Origin of the sequence: Cupriavidus sp. WGlv3, assembly GCF_023952475.1 — a bacterium.
Classification (GTDB): Bacteria; Pseudomonadota; Gammaproteobacteria; order Burkholderiales; family Burkholderiaceae; genus Cupriavidus; species Cupriavidus phytorum.
Genome location: NZ_JALHRX010000004.1, coordinates 124567 through 141998 on the forward strand (window position 1 = coordinate 124567; position 17432 = coordinate 141998).

General features: G+C 67.6%; 14 protein-coding genes. 11 read left to right on the top strand and 3 right to left on the bottom strand.

What is annotated here, in order from left to right:
• Window positions 1-360: 360 nt before the first annotated feature.
• The 6 genes from acnB (at window position 361) to MKD38_RS09545 (ending at window position 7827) form a co-directional block, all read left to right on the top strand.
• The gene (acnB, locus tag MKD38_RS09520) at window positions 361-2952 is read left to right on the top strand and encodes a bifunctional aconitate hydratase 2/2-methylisocitrate dehydratase (protein WP_252676216.1); all 2592 of its coding nucleotides are present in this window, start codon (window positions 361-363) and stop codon (window positions 2950-2952) included.
• 169 nt (window positions 2953-3121) lie between these two features.
• Complete coding sequence (locus MKD38_RS09525) at window positions 3122-3826, top strand: glutathione S-transferase N-terminal domain-containing protein (RefSeq protein WP_252676218.1); 705 nt, start codon at window positions 3122-3124, stop codon at window positions 3824-3826.
• A 141-nt stretch (window positions 3827-3967) separates the two neighbouring features.
• Window positions 3968-5320, top strand: coding sequence for a PQQ-dependent sugar dehydrogenase (locus MKD38_RS09530; RefSeq protein ID WP_252676220.1), 1353 nt, complete (start codon window positions 3968-3970; stop codon window positions 5318-5320).
• 81 nt (window positions 5321-5401) lie between these two features.
• A complete protein-coding gene (locus MKD38_RS09535) occupies window positions 5402-6250 on the top strand; it encodes an EamA family transporter (RefSeq protein WP_252676222.1) in 849 nt (282 codons plus the stop codon).
• Window positions 6251-6422: 172 nt separating this feature from the next.
• Window positions 6423-7247 (top strand): class I SAM-dependent methyltransferase, encoded by an 825-nt coding sequence (locus tag MKD38_RS09540; protein ID WP_252676224.1) that lies wholly within the window; start codon window positions 6423-6425, stop codon window positions 7245-7247.
• A gap of 205 nt (window positions 7248-7452) precedes the next feature.
• Window positions 7453-7827, top strand: a complete 375-nt coding sequence (locus MKD38_RS09545) for a hypothetical protein (protein WP_111520048.1) — start codon at window positions 7453-7455, stop codon at window positions 7825-7827.
• A gap of 76 nt (window positions 7828-7903) precedes the next feature.
• Here MKD38_RS09545 and MKD38_RS09550 read toward each other — a convergent pair whose 3' ends face one another.
• Together MKD38_RS09550 and vapB are read right to left on the bottom strand one after the other, a co-directional pair.
• Window positions 7904-8314 (bottom strand): type II toxin-antitoxin system VapC family toxin, encoded by a 411-nt coding sequence (locus MKD38_RS09550; RefSeq protein ID WP_252676226.1) that lies wholly within the window; start codon window positions 8312-8314, stop codon window positions 7904-7906.
• Window positions 8314-8550: a type II toxin-antitoxin system VapB family antitoxin gene (gene vapB / locus MKD38_RS09555; RefSeq protein ID WP_025583220.1), complete on the bottom strand. Its 237-nt coding sequence runs from the start codon at window positions 8548-8550 to the stop codon at window positions 8314-8316. Before vapB ends, MKD38_RS09550 begins: the two co-directional genes overlap by 1 nt.
• Window positions 8551-8687: 137 nt before the next feature.
• Between vapB and MKD38_RS09560 the strand changes: the two genes are divergently transcribed.
• Entirely contained in the window at window positions 8688-9548 is an 861-nt protein-coding gene (locus tag MKD38_RS09560) for a LysR family transcriptional regulator (protein ID WP_111520050.1), read from the top strand.
• A gap of 24 nt (window positions 9549-9572) precedes the next feature.
• Here the strand turns inward: MKD38_RS09560 and MKD38_RS09565 are convergent, their stop codons facing one another.
• On the bottom strand, window positions 9573-9818 hold the full coding sequence (locus tag MKD38_RS09565) for a hypothetical protein (RefSeq protein WP_252676228.1): 246 nt from the start codon (window positions 9816-9818) through the stop codon (window positions 9573-9575).
• 228 nt (window positions 9819-10046) lie between these two features.
• Here MKD38_RS09565 and MKD38_RS09570 point away from each other — a divergent pair, with 228 nt between their 5' ends.
• From MKD38_RS09570 to MKD38_RS09585, 4 genes are all read left to right on the top strand, one after another.
• Window positions 10047-11204 carry an acyl-CoA dehydrogenase family protein gene (locus MKD38_RS09570; RefSeq protein WP_252676230.1) on the top strand — a complete coding sequence of 386 codons (1158 nt, stop codon included), beginning with the start codon at window positions 10047-10049 and terminating at the stop codon, window positions 11202-11204.
• Between the two features lie 260 nt (window positions 11205-11464).
• Complete coding sequence (locus tag MKD38_RS09575; RefSeq protein WP_252676231.1) at window positions 11465-12859, top strand: TolC family protein; 1395 nt, start codon at window positions 11465-11467, stop codon at window positions 12857-12859.
• 53 nt (window positions 12860-12912) lie between these two features.
• On the top strand, window positions 12913-14106 hold the full coding sequence (locus tag MKD38_RS09580) for an efflux RND transporter periplasmic adaptor subunit (protein ID WP_252676233.1): 1194 nt from the start codon (window positions 12913-12915) through the stop codon (window positions 14104-14106).
• Between the two features lie 13 nt (window positions 14107-14119).
• Entirely contained in the window at window positions 14120-17242 is a 3123-nt protein-coding gene (locus tag MKD38_RS09585) for an efflux RND transporter permease subunit (RefSeq protein WP_252676235.1), read from the top strand.
• Window positions 17243-17432: the final 190 nt, after the last annotated feature.

Below are 17432 nucleotides of genomic sequence, written 5' to 3' on the forward strand. Positions count from 1 at the left end.
TACGCGAGCGGGCGCCGTTGTGCTGCGCGCCTGCAGGCTGGTTAACGCAGCTTGACCGCGGAACTTGAGGGCGCCGGGGCAGGGGACGGCCGATCACGCGCGTCGTCACGGGGGTCGGGCAGGAGTTGTGGCCCGGCCTGCCGCGGCTGGCCGGTGCGCCGTTTTCCGCATTCCCTACTACGCTACTCGGGTAGCAGTCCATGCAGAATCGCAACTCACCCACTTGCCAAGTCATTGTTAGACATGGATTTTTTGATGAATACTCTTATATAAGATATAAGACATTTGACCGAGGAGCCGCTTCGGACTACAATCGCGACGTACCGAGTCTTTCTAAACCTAATTACTCAGCAGGTTCCCATGCTTGAAAACTATCGCGCACATGTGGCCGAGCGCGCCGCGCTTGGCATCCCCCCTCTGCCCCTGACCGCCAAGCAGACGGCCGAGCTGATCGAACTGCTGAAGAACCCGCCCGCCGGCGAGGAACAGAACCTGGTGGAGCTGATCTCCAACCGCGTGCCGGCCGGCGTCGATGACGCCGCCAAGGTCAAGGCCTCGTACCTGGCCGCCGTGGCGCTGGGCAAAGAGAAGTGCGCGCTGATCTCGCGTGCCAAGGCCACCGAGCTGCTGGGCACCATGCTGGGCGGCTACAACATCTCGCCGCTGATCGAGCTGCTGGACGACGCCGAAGTCGGCACCGTCGCCGCCGACGCGCTGAAGAAAACCCTGCTGATGTTCGACGCCTTCCACGACGTGAAGGAGAAGGCCGACAAGGGCAATGCCAATGCCAAGGCCGTGCTGCAGAGCTGGGCCGACGCCGAATGGTTCACCAGCCGTCCGGAAGTGCCGCAAAGCCTGACCATCACCGTGTTCAAGGTGCCGGGCGAAACCAACACCGACGACCTGTCGCCGGCCCCGGACGCCACCACCCGCCCGGACATCCCGATGCACGCGCTGGCGATGCTGAAGAACAAGCGCGAAGGCGCGGCGTTCCAGCCGGAAGAAGACGGCAAGCGCGGCCCGGTCAAGTTCATCGAATCGCTGAAGGAAAAGGGCCACCTGGTCGCCTACGTCGGCGACGTGGTCGGTACTGGCTCCAGCCGCAAGTCCGCCACCAACTCGGTGCTGTGGTTCACCGGTGAAGACATCCCCTTCATCCCTAACAAGCGCTTCGGCGGCGTGTGCCTGGGCAACAAGATCGCCCCGATCTTCTACAACACCATGGAAGACGCCGGCGCGCTGCCGATCGAGCTGGACGTGTCGCAGATGGAAATGGGCGACGTGGTCGAGCTGCGCCCGTACGAGGGCAAGGCCCTGAAGAACGGTGCAGTGATCGCCGAGTTCAAGGTCAAGTCCGACGTGCTGTTCGACGAAGTCCGCGCCGGCGGCCGCATTCCGCTGATCGTCGGCCGTGGCCTGACCGCCAAGGCGCGCGAGGCGCTGGGCCTGGCCCCGTCGACGCTGTTCCGCCTGCCGCAGAACCCGGCCGACACCGGCCGCGGCTACACGCTGGCGCAGAAGATGGTTGGCCGCGCCTGCGGCCTGACGGAAGGCAAGGGCATCCGCCCGGGCACCTACTGCGAACCGAAGATGACCTCGGTGGGCTCGCAGGACACCACCGGCCCGATGACCCGCGACGAGCTGAAGGACCTGGCCTGCCTGGGCTTCTCGGCCGACCTGGTGATGCAGTCGTTCTGCCACACCGCCGCCTATCCGAAGCCGGTCGACGTCAAGACCCACCACACCCTGCCCGAGTTCATCAGCACCCGCGGCGGCATCTCGCTGCGTCCGGGCGACGGCGTGATCCACTCGTGGCTGAACCGCATGCTGCTGCCGGATACCGTCGGCACCGGCGGCGATTCGCACACCCGCTTCCCGATCGGCATCAGCTTCCCGGCCGGCTCCGGCCTGGTGGCCTTTGCCGCCGCCACCGGCGTGATGCCGCTGGACATGCCGGAATCGGTGCTGGTGCGCTTCAAGGGCCAGATGCAGCCGGGCGTGACCCTGCGCGACCTGGTCAACGCGATCCCGCTGTACGCGATCAAGCAAGGCCTGCTGACCGTGGCCAAGCAAGGCAAGAAGAACATCTTCTCGGGCCGCATCCTGGAAATCGAAGGCCTGCCCGACCTGAAGGTCGAGCAAGCGTTTGAACTGTCGGACGCTTCGGCAGAACGTTCGGCCGCCGGTTGCACGGTGCGCCTGAACAAGGACCCGATCATCGAATACATCAACAGCAACATCACGCTGCTGAAGTGGATGATCGCCCAGGGCTATCAAGACCCGCGCAGCCTGCAGCGCCGTATCCAGGCGATGCAGGGCTGGCTGGCCGATCCGAAGCTGCTGGAGCCGGACGCCGACGCCGAGTACGCCGCCGTGATCGAGATCGACCTGGCCGACGTGCATGAGCCGATCGTGGCCTGCCCGAACGACCCGGACGACGTCAAGACCCTGTCGGACGTGGCCGGCGCCAAGATCGACGAAGTCTTCATCGGTTCGTGCATGACCAACATCGGCCACTTCCGCGCGGCGTCGAAGCTGCTGGAAGGCAAGCGCGACATCCCGGTCAAGCTGTGGGTGGCCCCGCCGACCAAGATGGACCAGAAGCAGCTGACCGAGGAAGGCCACTACGGCGTGTTCGGCACCGCCGGTGCCCGCACCGAAATGCCGGGCTGCTCGCTGTGCATGGGCAACCAGGCACAGGTGCGCGAAGGCGCGACCGTGATGTCGACCTCGACCCGCAACTTCCCGAACCGCCTGGGCAAGAACACCAACGTGTACCTGGGTTCCGCCGAACTGGCGGCAATCTGCTCGCGTCTGGGCCGCATCCCGACCAAGGACGAGTACATGGCCGATATTGGCGTCATCAACCAGAATGGCGACAAGATCTACAAGTACATGAACTTCGACCAGATCGAGGACTTCAAGGAAGTGGCTGACGGCGTGACGGTGTAAGTTGCCGTAGCCGATTGGCATGAGGAAGGGGCCCTGCGGGGCCCCTTTTGTTTTGCAAGGCCCTGCAGGTCGGGGCGCTCTGCAAGCGCGCCGACACCGGTTTATGATCGGGCTCTTTCGTTGTCCGGCAGCTTCCCATGGCGTGGAAGCGCCCGAACCAGGAGCCTGTGTGCCCGATCTGTCCGCTTTCCCCATCACCCGCAAATGGCCGGCGCAGCATCCCGACCGCATCCAGCTCTATTCGCTGCCCACGCCCAACGGCGTCAAGGTGTCGATCATGCTGGAAGAGGTCGGCCTGCCGTACGAGCCGCACCTGGTGCGCTTCGATACCGACGACCAGTTGTCGCCGGAATTCCTGTCGCTGAACCCGAACAACAAGATCCCGGCGATCCTCGACCCCCACGGCCCGGGCGGCAAGCCGCTGGCGCTGTTCGAATCGGGCGCGATCCTGCTGTACCTCGCCGACAAGTCGGGCAAGCTGATCCCTGCCGATCCGGCGCGCCGCTACGAGACCATCCAGTGGGTGATGTTCCAGATGGGCGGCATCGGTCCGATGTTCGGCCAGCTCGGCTTCTTCCACAAGTTCGCCGGCAAGGACTACGAGGACAAGCGCCCGCGCGACCGCTACGTGGCGGAGAGCCGGCGCCTGCTCAAGGTGCTCGAGCAGCGCCTGGAAGGCCGCGCCTGGATCATGGGCGACGAGTACACCATTGCCGACATCGCGACCTTGCCGTGGGTGCGCAACCTGGTTGGCTTCTACGAGGCGGGCGACCTGGTCGGCTTCAAGGACTTCGTCAATGTGCGGCGCGTGCTGGATGCGTTCGTGCAACGTCCGGCGGTGGTGAAGGGATTGGATACGCCGCATCGAGGCTGAGCGCGCCGCGGCAGGGCCGCGCGCGGGGTCGGGCATCGTCCTACACGGTGCCTTCCGCGGCGCCTACAGAGCGCGGGTCGCTCTACGTCCTATAGTCCAGGCACAGGCGCGCGGCCCTGCGTGGCCTGAGGAGCCCGGACCATGCCGATGCCCACCCCCTTGCGCCCGCCGTTACGCTTGCTGCGCGCCGCCATGCTGGCGGGCGCGGTGCCCGTGATCGCCACGCTCGCCGCCTGCGGCGAATCCGCCAAGCTGCCGTCCGAAGCCGGTTTCGGACCCACGCCGCAGCTGCCGCCGCCCCACGAAACCGCCATTCCCACCGTCAAGATCGCGCCGGCCATCGGCTGGGCCGCGGGCCAGCGCCCGGTGACGGCCGAAGGCATGGCGGTGACGGCCTTCGCCGACAAGCTGGACCATCCGCGCTGGGTCTATGTGCTGCCCAACGGCGACGTGCTGGTGGCCGAGAGCAATGCCCCGCCCAAGCCCGACGACGGCAAGGGCCTCAAGGGCTGGATCATGAAGAAGGTGATGAAGCGCGCCGGCGCCGGCACGCCCAGCGCCAACCGCATTACGCTGCTGCGCGACAGCAACGGCGACGGCGTCGCCGACCAGCGCTCGGTGTTCCTGAAGGACGTGAATTCGCCCTTCGGCATGGCGCTGGTGGGCAATGACTTCTACGTGGCCGCCACCGACGCGCTGCTGCGCTTCCCCTACCAGCCCGGCCAGACCGAAATCAGCGCCGCGCCGCAGAAGGTGGTCGACCTGCCCGGCGGCCCGCTCAACCATCACTGGACCAAGAGCCTGATCGCCAGCCGCGATGGCAGCAAGCTGTACGTGACCGTGGGCTCGAACAGCAACGTGGGCGAGAACGGCATGGACAAGGAAGTCGGCCGCGCCGCGATCTGGGAGGTCGACCGCAGGACCGGCACGCACCGGATCTTTGCCAGCGGCCTGCGCAACCCCAACGGCATGGCGTGGGAGCCGGTCACCGGCATGCTGTGGACCGCCGTCAACGAGCGCGACGAGATCGGCAGCGACCTGGTGCCGGACTACATCACCTCGGTGCGCGACGGCGGCTTCTACGGCTGGCCCTACAGCTATTACGGCCAGCACGTGGACCAGCGCGTGAAGCCGCCGGCACCGGACCTGGTGGCCAAGGCGATCGTGCCCGACTATGCCGTGGGCGCGCACACCGCCGCGCTGGGCCTGGCCGCGGCCGCCGGCAACAGCCTGCCGGCGCGCTTCAGCGACGGCATGTTCGTCGGCTTGCATGGTTCGTGGAACCGGCGCCCGCTGGCGGGCTACAAGGTGATCTTCGTGCCGTTCAGCCAGGGCCGGCCGCAGGGCGCGCCGTTCGACGTGCTGACCGGGTTTGTCGACGACGACGGCAAGGCGCGCGGTCGGCCGGTGGGCGTGGCGATCGACCAGCGCGGCGGCCTGCTGGTGGCCGACGATGTCGGCAATACGGTCTGGCGGGTCAGCGGCGCCAGATAGTCGGGCCACGGCGCGGCACGCCGGCGCGGCTAGAATGGCGCGATCCCGCGCTGCCTGCCGGCGCCGACTTCGCTGCCGCCCATGTCGCTCACCGTCTTCGCCGTCGTCCTGCTTGCCGCCTTCCTGCATGCCGCGTGGAATGCCGTGGTCAAGGGCGGCGGCGACAAGCTGCTGTCCACCGTGATGGTGGCGGTGACGGCTGGCCTGATGGCCGCGCTGGCGCTGCCGGCGCTGCCGCAGCCGGCGCCCGCGAGCTGGCCCTTTATCGCCGCATCGGTGGGCGTGCACGTGGTGTACTTCGCGCTGGTGGCGCGGATTTACCGCAGCGCCGACATGAGCCTGACCTACCCGCTGATGCGCGGCTGCGCGCCGTTGCTGGTGGCGCTGGCCAGCGTGGGCTGGCTGGGCGAGCATCTCTCGGCGCTGGCATGGGGCGGCATCGCCGTGATCAGCCTCGGCATCCTGGCCATGGCCGGCGGCGCACGCGGCCACCGTGGCCTCCAGGGCAGCGGCGAGGGCGTGTGGCTGGCACTGCTGAACGCGCTGGTGATCGCCACCTATACGCTGATCGACGGCACCGGCGTGCGCCGCTCCGGCGCGCCGGTAGCCTATGCCTTCTGGATCTTCGTGCTGACCGCGGTGCCGCTGGCGGCGTGGGCACTGGCGACGCGCGGCCCGCAACTGGCCGGCTATGTGCGGCGCAACCTGGTGTTCGCGCTGGTGGGCGGGGGCGGCACGCTGGCGTCCTACGGGCTGTCGCTGTGGGCAATGACGCGCGCGCCGGTGGCGCCGGTGGCCGCCTTGCGCGAATCTTCGATCCTGTTCGGCGCGCTGATCTCCGCGCTGCTGCTCAAAGAGCGCGTCGGCGCCGTGCGCCTGGGCGCGGCCTGCCTGATCGCCGCCGGCGTGGCCACGCTGCGCTTCGCCTGAACGGGTGAAGCCCGGCGGCCGGGGTGCTCGCCCCAGCGCCTGGCCGCTGATTGTGCGCGGCGCTGTCTATACTTGGCTTGACCGGGTTCTCAGGACGCATCTGCGCTGCGTCCGCACACCAACATCACCAATACACGCCCGCCCGTCTGGACATCGTCGCCGAGGAGTAGGCATGGACCACACCGCAGATTCGTTTCGCGCCTTTGAACTGGCTGGCTGGGAAGACCCGGAAGTCGTCAGCCGGTACCAGGAGCACCTGTCGCACGTGACCCGGCAATCGGTCGAGGCCCTGCTGGACGCCGCGCATGTGGCCGGCGGGCAGCGCGTGCTCGACGTCGCGTCCGGCTCCGGCTACGTCGCGGCCGGGGCGGTGCAGCGCGGGGCCGAGTCGGTCGGCATCGATTTCGCGCAGGCGCAGGTGCAGCTGGCGCGCAAGCTGCATCCCGAGGTCCGGTATGAGCAGGCTGACGCGCAGGCGCTGCCGTTCGACGATGCCAGCTTCGACGCCGTGGTCAATGGCTTTGGCCTGTGCCATATGTCCGACCCGGACGCGGCGCTGGCCGAGGCTTTCCGCGTCCTGCGCCCGGGCGGGCGCATCGCCTTCACGGTATGGGATACGCCCGAGCGCGCGGTCGGCTTCGGCGCGGTCTATGCCGCGATCCGCGCCTATGGTTCGATGGACGTCGATATCCCGGTCGGGCCGAATTTCTTCCTGTTCAGCGATCCCGGCCATTGCCGCAGCGCCTTGCAGCAGGCCGGCTTTGTCATGCCGACCTGCCGCAGCGTGCCGCAGGTCTGGCGCTTTTCCACGCCCGACCAGCTGTTCGACGCGCTGGCCCAGGGCACCGTGCGGGCCGCCGCCACGCTGCGCGCGCAGACCCCCAAGGCCCGCGATGAAATCCGCGCGGTGCTGCGCGGCACCGTTGCCGGCTATATGCGCGGCAGCGGCTTCGAGGTGCCGATGCCGGCGGTGCTCGCGGCGGCGGTCAAGCCCTGAGTCCAGGATGTTGGACGCCGGCCGACACCTGCGGGACTAGCGTCGGCCTGGTTCCACCACTCCATTCCCGGAATGTGCCGTAAACCCGGCGCTGGCCGGCATTAGCCGGCCTTGGCCCGGTGGCACGGTCATTGCGCAATGGACCGCGAGCGCGGCGCGCCGCTCGTTGTGCCACCTGCCAGCAATGGCTTCCCGGAGAATCCCGATGAATACCCGATCCCCATGCCAGAACGGGCAGGCCGCGTCGCGCCCGTCCGCCATCCGACACCGTTCGCGCCAGGCCATGGCGCTGCTGCGCGTGCTGGGCCTATGCCTCAACAGCGTCGCCTGCGCGCAGTCCGAGGCGCCGCAGGCCGCCGCGGCGCCCGCCGTGCAGGCGGTGACACCGGAGCGCAAGTTTGCGCCCGGATACCTCGAGGCGGCGGCCACCGGCTATGACAATGGCCTGGCCTGGCAAGAGCCGGAAGGCATCGCACCGTTGCGGCCGCCACGCGAGGCGCGCAGCGTGCCGGCAGCGGCAATGACCGGTGCGGTGCCGGTCGCCATGCCGGCGGCAGTCCGGCCGCAGCCGGTGCGCTGAAGCTGGACCGGGGGCCGTCAGCGATCAGGAAGTGATATGGGATATCGGTGCTGCGCGAGCGTCGCCGGTGTTCCTGTCAGACGCCCTGGCCCCCGGTCCAGTCTTCCACGCGCAGGCCGGGATACGCGGCAAAGTCGCGGACGTTGCGCGTGACCACGGTCAGCCCTTCGGCTATGGCATGCGCCGCAATCAGCTTGTCCAGCGCATCGGCCTTGCGTTCGCGCGTGGCGGCACGGACCGGACCATAAGCGCGCGCCGCCGCCGCATTCAGCGGCAGCACCGGCACGCGGCCGATCAGCGCCTGCAAGGCGCGCCGGGCTTGCTGCGGATCCCGCGACACGGTGACGCCGAATTCCAGTTCGGCCAAGCTGATGGCGGACAACACCACGTCCCCCTCGAAGCACCGGGCAAGGCGCTCGGCAACCTGGGGCGGCTGGTTCTTCATCAGGTAGATGCACATATTGGTGTCGAACATATACCTGGCCATCAGAACCCCTCCCGCTCGGACTGGGTCTGGTCTTCGCGGCCCGGCGCCATGAAGTCGTCCGGGAAGGCGGCGAACACGTCGAGCAGCCCGGTCAGGCGCCGTCGCGCGGGTCGGATGCGCAACTCATCGCCGATCCGCTCGATTTCAAACTGCATGTCGGTGTCTGGATAGGCCAGCTCCGCCGGAATGCGCACGGCCTGGGAGTTGCCGTTGCGGAAGATACGGGTGAAAGGCATTGAGATTTCCATGTACATCCCTGTAGGTACAAAGCATAGCACCATGACAGCAGAAGTACATCCTTGTGTGTATGGGGCGATTCTCAATCAGCTGCTCTGTCTACAATGCGCCACGTCATCCCGTATCCTTTGCCACCATGGACATCGAACTCGCCCGCACCTTCCTGCAAGTCGTGCGCGACGGCAGCCTGCTGGCCGCCGCCGACAAGCTGCATGTCACCCAGACCGCCGTCACCGCGCGCATCAAGAGCCTGGAGGCGCAGCTGAACTGCCGCCTGTTCGAACGCAACAAGGCCGGGGCGCGGCTGACGCCGGACGGGCAGCGTTTCCTCGGCTATGCCAGCCAGCTGGTGCAGACCTGGGAGGCGGCGTGCCGCGAGCTGCCGTTGCCGACGGGGCTGGCCAGCCTGTTCCGCTATGGCACCGAGATCAGCCTCGGCAATCCGCTGGTGCTGCTATGGGCGACGCGTTTGCGCCAGCGCATGCCGGCGCAGGCGGTGCGCGCGGAGGTGGGCGAGGGGGCGGAGCTGCAGCGCAGGCTGCAGTCGGGCGCGCTCGATGCCGCGCTGGTGTACCAGCCGGAATACGCGCCGGGCATGCACGTGGAAGCGCTGATGGAAGAGAAGCTGGTGCTGATCCGCTCGACGCAGCGCGACGGCGGCTATGTCTATGTCGACTGGGGCCCGGAGTTCCGCCGCCAGCATGACAGCGCGCTGCCGGAGCATGCGCGCGCGTCGCTGTACTTCAACCTGGGGCCGCTGGCGTTGCAGTACATCCTGCAGTACGGCGGCAGCGGCTATTTCCGCACCCGTGTGGCGCAGAGCTACCTGGACAACGGGGCCCTGGCGCGCGTCGCTGGCGCGCCGGAGTTTTCGTATCCGGTATTCCTGGTGTGCGCCGAGGCGCCCGCAGGACCGGCGCGTGAAGCTGTTGATATTTTGCGCGAGATCGTGCGGGAAGAATCCGACTGGTCGCAGCGCTGGGACTTCCCGCAATAGGGCTCGGGCGTTGGCGCCCGGCTGTCAGATCCGCACCGGCACCAGCTGGGCCGACGGCGCGGGCACGGCCACTAACCGCCATTGCCGCACGCGCCGCGTCCGGCCGCCGCCACCGCGGCGTGGCGGGCGCGGTTCCAGGCCGGCAAAGCGCCCGTGCAACTGCGCGCGCGCAAACAAGGGCTCCGGCACCCGCGTGCCGATCAGCCAGGTGACGCTGCCCCCCAACGCCACCAGTGCCAGCGCCAGTCCAATCCAGAGGATGGCTTCCATGTTCCCGCTCCATCGAATCGTTATCTGTGGTTCCAGTATTGGCACAAAGCGTGCCGGCGGGTAAATGAAAGTTATTTGAACTTCATATCAATGAAATTGCATTGAACCGGCTTTCCAGTGCTGCAGAAGGCTGTTCCGCAGGGTAAGAAAAATCATCCGTTCCGACGAATCTCATCGACGTCGCGCGACCGACACTGGCCTGGTCGATCAAAACCCCTGGAGACCCCGATGCAACGCCTGATCTTCGAAGCCGAACACGACGCCTTCCGCGAATCCGCCCGCCGCTTCTACCAGCGCGAGGTCGGCCCGCACGGCGAGCGCTGGCGCGAACAGGGCTGCGTGGACCGCGAGGTGTTCCGCAAGGCCGGCGAGCAGGGCTACCTGCTGATGTGGGCCGACGAGCAATACGGCGGCGCCGGCGTGCAGGACTTCCGCTACGAGCAGATCCTGATCGAGGAAAACGCGCGCCACGGCGACTCGGGCTTCTTCGGCACGCTGCACTCGCGCCTGGTAGCGCCCTACATCGGTCGCATCGGCAATGAAGAGCAGCGCCAGCGCCTGCTGCCCGCGGCGGCCCGCGGCGAGTCGATCTTTGCCGTGGCCATGACCGAGCCGCAGACCGGTTCCGACCTGGCCGGCATCCGCACCCGCGCCGAGGACCATGGCGACCACTGGGTGCTGAACGGCGCCAAGACCTATATCTCGAACGGCCAGCTGGCCGACGTGGTGGTCGTGGTGGCCCGCACCGACCCGGAGCGCAGCCATGGCCTGACGCTCTTCATCGTCGAACGCGGCATGCCCGGCTTCGAGCGCGGGCGCAAGCTGCGCAAGCTGGGCCTGCACTCGCAGGACACCTCGGAGCTGTTCTTCGACAACGTCAAGGTGCCCAAGGCCAACGTGCTGGGCGAGCCCGGCCAGGCCTTCCGCTACCTGACGCGCCACCTGGCCGAAGAGCGCTTGATCGGCGCCTGCGGCTACATGGCTTCGGCGCAGGTGGCGTTCGATATCACGCTGGACTACGTGCGCGAGCGCAAGGCCTTCGGGCGCGCCATCGGCACATTCCAGAACTCGCGCTTCAAGCTGGCCGAACTGCGCGCGCAGCTGGACGCGCTGCAGACCTTTGTCGACCAGTGCGTGCTGCAACACAATGCCGGCACGCTGACGGTGGAGACCGCTGCATCGGCTAAGCTGCTGACTTCCGAGCTGCAGGGGCGCATGGTCGACGAGGGCGTGCAGCTGCACGGTGGCGCCGGCTATATGGAGGAATACCGCATCTGCCGCATGTATGCCGATGCGCGCATCTCGCGCATCTATGCCGGCAGCAGCGAGATCATGAAGGAGATCATCGGCCGCAGCCTGGGGCTGGATGACCGGGTGAAGGCATAAGCGGGCATAAGCGGGCATAAACGCAGTTAGGAACGTTCTGACGGCACGGCTGGCAACGGCCGTGCCGTTCGTCGTTTTTTCCGACGGTTCAGCAAATTCGCGCGGTTAAGGCTTTTGTCAGGGGAATGAAAGCCGTTTGTAAAGCGGCTCGGTTTGAATGCGGGCGGGAGATCGTGTCCGGATGACGTAGACAGCATCAGGACAGCGGGCGGGCACGGTCGTTTCACCGCAGACCGTTTTCGAACCGAGCCTGACTGACCGTGCCTTTTGCCTTATCCCGTGTTGCCGCAGGTTCCCTGCTGGTATTGGCGGCCGTAGCGAGCCTGGCTGCCGAACCTCCCACCGATCCGCTTGCTTCCGCGGATTCCGCGCAAGCCGCACCGGCCGATGGCCCTTGCACGCCGCCACCCGCGGGCGCTGCGCTGACGCTCGCCCAGGCGCGCCTTGACGCATTGCGTTGCAACCGCACCATCATCGCCGCGCGCCGCGGCGTGGAAGCAAGCCAGGCCGACGTCCAGATCGCGTCGCAGCGGCCCAACCCGGTGCTGAGCCTGGGCGTCGAGAACATCAACCCGCATGCCGGCGTGGGCGCGGGCAACCTGCGCAGCAAGACGGTGGATTCCACAGTGCGCGTGGACCAGCTGATCGAGACGGCCAACAAGGGTAACCTGCGCGTCGATGCCGCGCGCAAGGCCAGCACCGCCGCCGGCGAAGTGGTGCAGGCCGTGGTGGCGCAACAGGCCGGCATGGTGGAGCAGGCCTACTTCGATGCTCTGGCCAGCCAGGAACGCGTCGGCGTACTGCGCGAAACGCTGGCGCTGTACGAGCGCACCCGCCAGGCCAGCGAGACGCGCCTCCGGGCCGGCGACGTGGCGCGCGCCGACGTGACCAAGCTGCAGCTCGACGCGCTGCGCGCGCAGAACGACATGCGCCAGGCCATCACCGACCATTACCGCGACAAGGCCCTGCTGGCGCAGGCGATGGGCGTGCCCGGCACGCTTGCCGACAACCGGCTGGTGGCCGACTGGCCGGCACTCGATGCCGCGGTGCCGCCGGCGGATCCCGACACGCTCCAGCGCCGCCCCGACGTGACCGCCGCCGAAGCACGCCTGGCCGCCGCCGCGGCATCGCGCGATCTCGCCCGTGCCGGCCGCGTCCCCGACGTGACCATCGGCGCGCAGGCCGAGCACTATCCGACCTCGCCATCCAACAGCTCCGGCTCCGGCAACAGCTTCGGCGTGTTCCTGTCGATCCCGCTGCCGGTGCGCCACAGCAACGGCGGCGAGGCGCGCCGCGCCGAGGTCGACTACTACGCGGCACTGGACGACCGCAACCGCGTGATGCTGGAAGCCGGCAACGAGATCGACCGGCTGCGCAGCCAGTTAGAAACCGCGCGCCAGTCGCTGCGGCAGATGCGAGATGAAGTGCTGCCCGCCGCGGAAAGCGTCGCGGGCAACGCCGAGTTCGCCTACAGCAAGGGTGCAAGCGGTGTGCTCGATCTGCTCGATGCGCGCCGCGCGCTGCGCCAGACCCGGCTCGATGCCGTCGGCGCACAAGGCGAATACGCCAAGGCGCTGTCGGCGTACCGCGCCGCGCTGCAGACCTCGACCACCGCTACGCCCACCCGCACTGCCGCCACCGCCGCGCGTCCCTGAACCGCTGTTTCCGCGATCCCCTCATGACTTTCCTGTCACGCATGTCCCGTCGCATGTCATCCTCCCACGCTGCCTTGCCGGCACGTATTACCGTGCTGTTCGCCGTGTCGTTGTGCGCGCTGGCGCTGGCCGCGTGCGGCAAGTCCGAAGCCACGAAGGCCGATGACGATCCGACCGTCAGCGGCAATACCATCCGGTTCCCTGCCAGCGTGAAGACGCTGCCCGGCATCGCCGGCGAGGCCGCCACCACCGGCGGCGAGCGCATGCTGAGCCTGCCCGGCCGGCTGGTGTGGAACGAGGACAAGACCGTGCGCGTGGCGACGCCGTTTGCCGGGCGCGTGACCGAGGTGCTGGTGCAGCCCGGCGCCACCGTCAAGGCCGGCCAGCCGCTGGCGATGCTGACCTCGCCGGATTTCGGCGTGGCCCAGGCCGATGCGCGCAAGGCCGCCGCCGACAGCGCGGTCGCGGCCAAGGCGCTGGCGCGCCAGCGCGAACTGTATGGCGCCGGCATCATCGCGCAGAAAGAACTGGAGCAGGCCCAGGCCGATGCCGCGCGCGCTGCGGCGGACCTGCAGCGCACCCGGGCGGCGCTGAGCCAGTACGGCGCGGGCGCGGCAGGGCCGGATGGCGTCAACCAGCGCTTTGCGCTGCGCAGCCCGATCGACGGCCTGGTGGTCGAGCGCAACCTCAACCTCGGCATGGAGTTGCGCCCCGACCAGCCCCCCGCCGCGCCGTTGTTCCTCGTCACCGACCCGACCACGCTATGGGCGCAGGTCGATGCCGGCGAGGCCGACCTGAAGCTGTTCAAGCCCGGTGTCGATGTGCAGCTGACCACCGCGGCCTGGCCCGGCGAAACCTTTGCCGGCACCGTGGTCAAGATTGCCGACTATGTCGATCCGACCGCGCGCAGCATCAAGGTGCGGCTGAGCGTGCCCAATCCCGAACGCCGCCTGAAGGCGGAGATGTTCGTCACCGCGAAGCTGCCGGCGGCGTCGTTCAAGGGCATCGCGGTGCCGTCCAAGGCGGTGTTCCTGGCCGACAACCGCAACTATGTGTTCGTGCGCACCGCGCCCAACACCTTCGAGCGCCGCCTGGTGCGCGTGGGCGTGACGCTGCCCGGCACCAGCGAGCTGCTCGAAGGCGTGAAGGACGGCGAGACCGTGGTCAGCGAAGGCAACCTCTACCTGCAAGACATCCTGCGCGATGCCACCGCGGTGAACGCGGCGCGCGCGGCGGAAAAACGTTGAGGACGATTGCCCCATGATTTCGCGCATCGTCACCTTTGCACTGCATCAGAAGCTCTTTGTCTGGCTGGGCCTGATCCTCTTCGTCGGCGGCGGCATCGCCGCGTTCAAGAACCTGCCGATCGAGGCCTTCCCGGATGTGTCCGACATTCAGGTCAACGTCATCACGTTGTACCCGGGGCGCGCCGCCGAAGAAGTGGAGCGCCAGGTCACTATCCCGATCGAGACCGCGCTGGCGGGCACGCCCAACGCGGTGCGGGTGTTCTCGCATACGCAGTTCGGCCTGTCGTTCATGATGGTGACCTTCAACGACCGCGCCACCGACGTGGCCGCGCGCCAGCAGATCCTGGAGCGGCTGCGCAGCGTCGACCTGCCCGACGGCGTGCATCCGGACCTGGCGCCGCTGTCCACCGCGATCGGCGAGATCTACCGCTTCCGCCTGACCGGCAAGGGCTATACGCCGCAGGAGCTGCGCACGCTGCAGGACTGGGTGGTCGAGAAAAACCTGCGCCAGGTGCCGGGCGTGGCCGACCTGGTCACCATCGGCGGCACCATCAAGCAGTATGAGGTCAATCCCAACCTGGCGCGCATGCGCGACGCGCGGATCTCGCTGTCGCAGCTGTTCACCGCGCTGCAGCGCGCTAACTCGAATGCGGGCGGCGGCGCGGTCGCGCACGGGCGGCAGCAGTTCCTGCTGCGCTCGCTGGGCAGCTTTCGCACCTCCGCCGATATCGCCAACGTGGTGGTGGCCGAGAACAACGGCACCCCGATCCTGGTCAAGGACATCGCCGAGGTGCGCGTCGGCAGCGCGCCGCCGCAGGGCCTGATGGGGCAGGACGACGAGGACGACATCGTCTCGGGCATCGTGGTGATGCGCAAGGGCGAAAACCCGTCGCTGGTGCTGGAAGCGCTGAAGCAGAAGATCGCGCTGCTCGACGACCAGATCCTGCCCAAGGGCGTGAAGATCGTGCCGTACTACGACCGCTCCACGCTGATCGACAAGACCTTGCACACGGTGTTCGGCAACCTGGTCGAGGGCGCGCTGCTGGTGATGGCGGTGCTGTACCTGTTCCTGGCCAACGTGCGCGCCGCGGCGATCGTCGCGCTGCTCATCCCGCTGGCGCTGCTGTCCACCTTCATCGGCCTGACCTGGGTCGGGATTCCGGCCAACCTGCTGTCGCTGGGCGCGATGGACTTCGGCATCATCGTCGACGGCGCGGTGATCGTGGTCGAGAACATCTTCAAGCGGCTGGGCGAACTGAAAGCGCAGCAGATCCAGGACAGCCGCGCGCGCCTGCACGCCATCCTGCAGGCCACCACCGAGGTGGGCCGTCCGACCGTGTTCTCGATGGTCATCATCATCGCGGCGCACATCCCGATCTTTACGCTGCAGCGGCACGAGGGCAAGATCTTCGCACCAATGGCGTACACGGTGACGGGCGCGCTGATCGGTTCGCTGATCCTGTCGCTGACGCTGGTGCCATTGCTGTGCCACCTGCTGCTGACCAAGAACATCGCGCACGACGACAACTTCCTGGTGCGCCACTGCAAGCGGCTCTACGAACCGATGCTGGCCTGGGCACTGGACCACAAGAAGGTGGTGGTGGGCGCGGCCTTGGGCCTGCTGGTGGTGACCGTGGGCGCGGGCAAGTTCCTCGGCAGCGAATTCCTGCCCGAGCTGGACGAGGGCTCGATGTGGGTCAGCTTCGACCTGCCGGCTTCCGTCTCGATCGACGAGGCGCGCGACCAGGCGCGGCTGCTGCGCAGCGTGATCCGCCGGACGCCGGAGGTCAACACCACCATCTCCAAGGTGGGCCGCCCCGACGATGGCACCGACCCCAAGCTGATCAACACCGTCGAGATCCTGGTCGACCTCAAGCCCGAGAAGCAATGGCGCGCCGGCCTGGACAAGCGCGCCATCATCGGCGAGATCGACCGCAACCTGCGCCGGCTGCCCCGCGTCGAGCCCAATTTCTCGCAGCCGGTGCGCGACAACATCCTGGAAAGCATCTCGCAGATCAAGGGCCAGATCGTGATCAAGGTGCAGAGCGACAGCCTCGAGCAGAACAAGCAGGTGGCCGACCAGATCCTGGCCAACGTGCAGTCGGTCAAGGGCGTGATGCGCGCCTTTATCGACCGCGACGGCGAGCTGCCGCAGTACGTGCTGGAATTCGACCGCGCCCAGGCCGCACGCTACGGCATCAACGTGGCCGACGTGCAGGAGTTGATGGAAACCGCGCTGGCGGGCAAGGCCGCCACCGAGCTATGGGAGGGCGAGAAGCACTTCAGCGTGGCGGTGCGCCTGAAGCCGTCGGAACGCGCGCTGCCCAGCCTGCCCAATATCTTCATGCAGACCGCCGACGGCGCGCAGGTGCCGCTGTCGCAGCTGGTGAGCTTCCGCGCCGCCTCCGGTGCGATGAACATCAGCCGCGAGAACGGCCAGCGCACCACCTCGATCGGCATCTTCATCCATGACCGCGACATGGGCAGCGTGGTCAAGGACATGCAGAAGCTGGTGGCAAAGAACGTCAGGGCCGACGACGTCAAGATCAGCTGGTCGGGCGAGTTCGAGAACCAGGAGCGCGCGATGGCGCGGCTGTCGATCGTGGTGCCGCTGTCGGTGCTGGTGATCTTCCTGCTGCTGTTCAATGCGTTCAAGTCGTTCAAGAGCGCGACGCTGATCATCTCGAACATCCCGTTCGCGCTGATCGGGGGCGTGTTCGCGCTGCTGCTGACCGGCATCCCGCTGTCGGTGTCGGCGGCGATCGGCTTTATCGCGCTGTTCGGCCAGGCGGTGCTCAACGGCGTGGTGATGGTGACCTACTTCAACCAGCTGCGCGAAGAGGGCATGCCGGTGCGCCAGGCCGTGCTGACCGGCTCGATGGACCGGCTGCGCACGGTGCTGATGACCGCGCTGCTGGCGATGCTGGGGCTGTTCCCGATGGCGGTCTCGCGTGCCATCGGCTCGGAGACGCAGCGGCCGCTGGCCATTGTCATCATCGGCGGGCTGATCACCGCGACCGTGCTGACGCTGATCGTGCTGCCGACCCTTTATGAATGGATGGTCGGTCGCAACTGGCCGGACGAGGAGGGCGCAGCGCCCGACGAGAACCGGATCACGCCTGCGATTTCAGGCTGATGACAGCGCCGCGCGGGCAGGTCCCGCGCGCACCTGTCTGGCATCGCAGACATGGGCGATGCCTGGCGACGCCCGTTACCGGGCGGCGTTTTTCATGGCGAGGCGCAATCCACAAGCACTGAGCAAGCCGATGCAGGAAGACATGTGCTGTGCGCGATTCGCTATGTCGGAATAGTCTGACGTTCCTTTC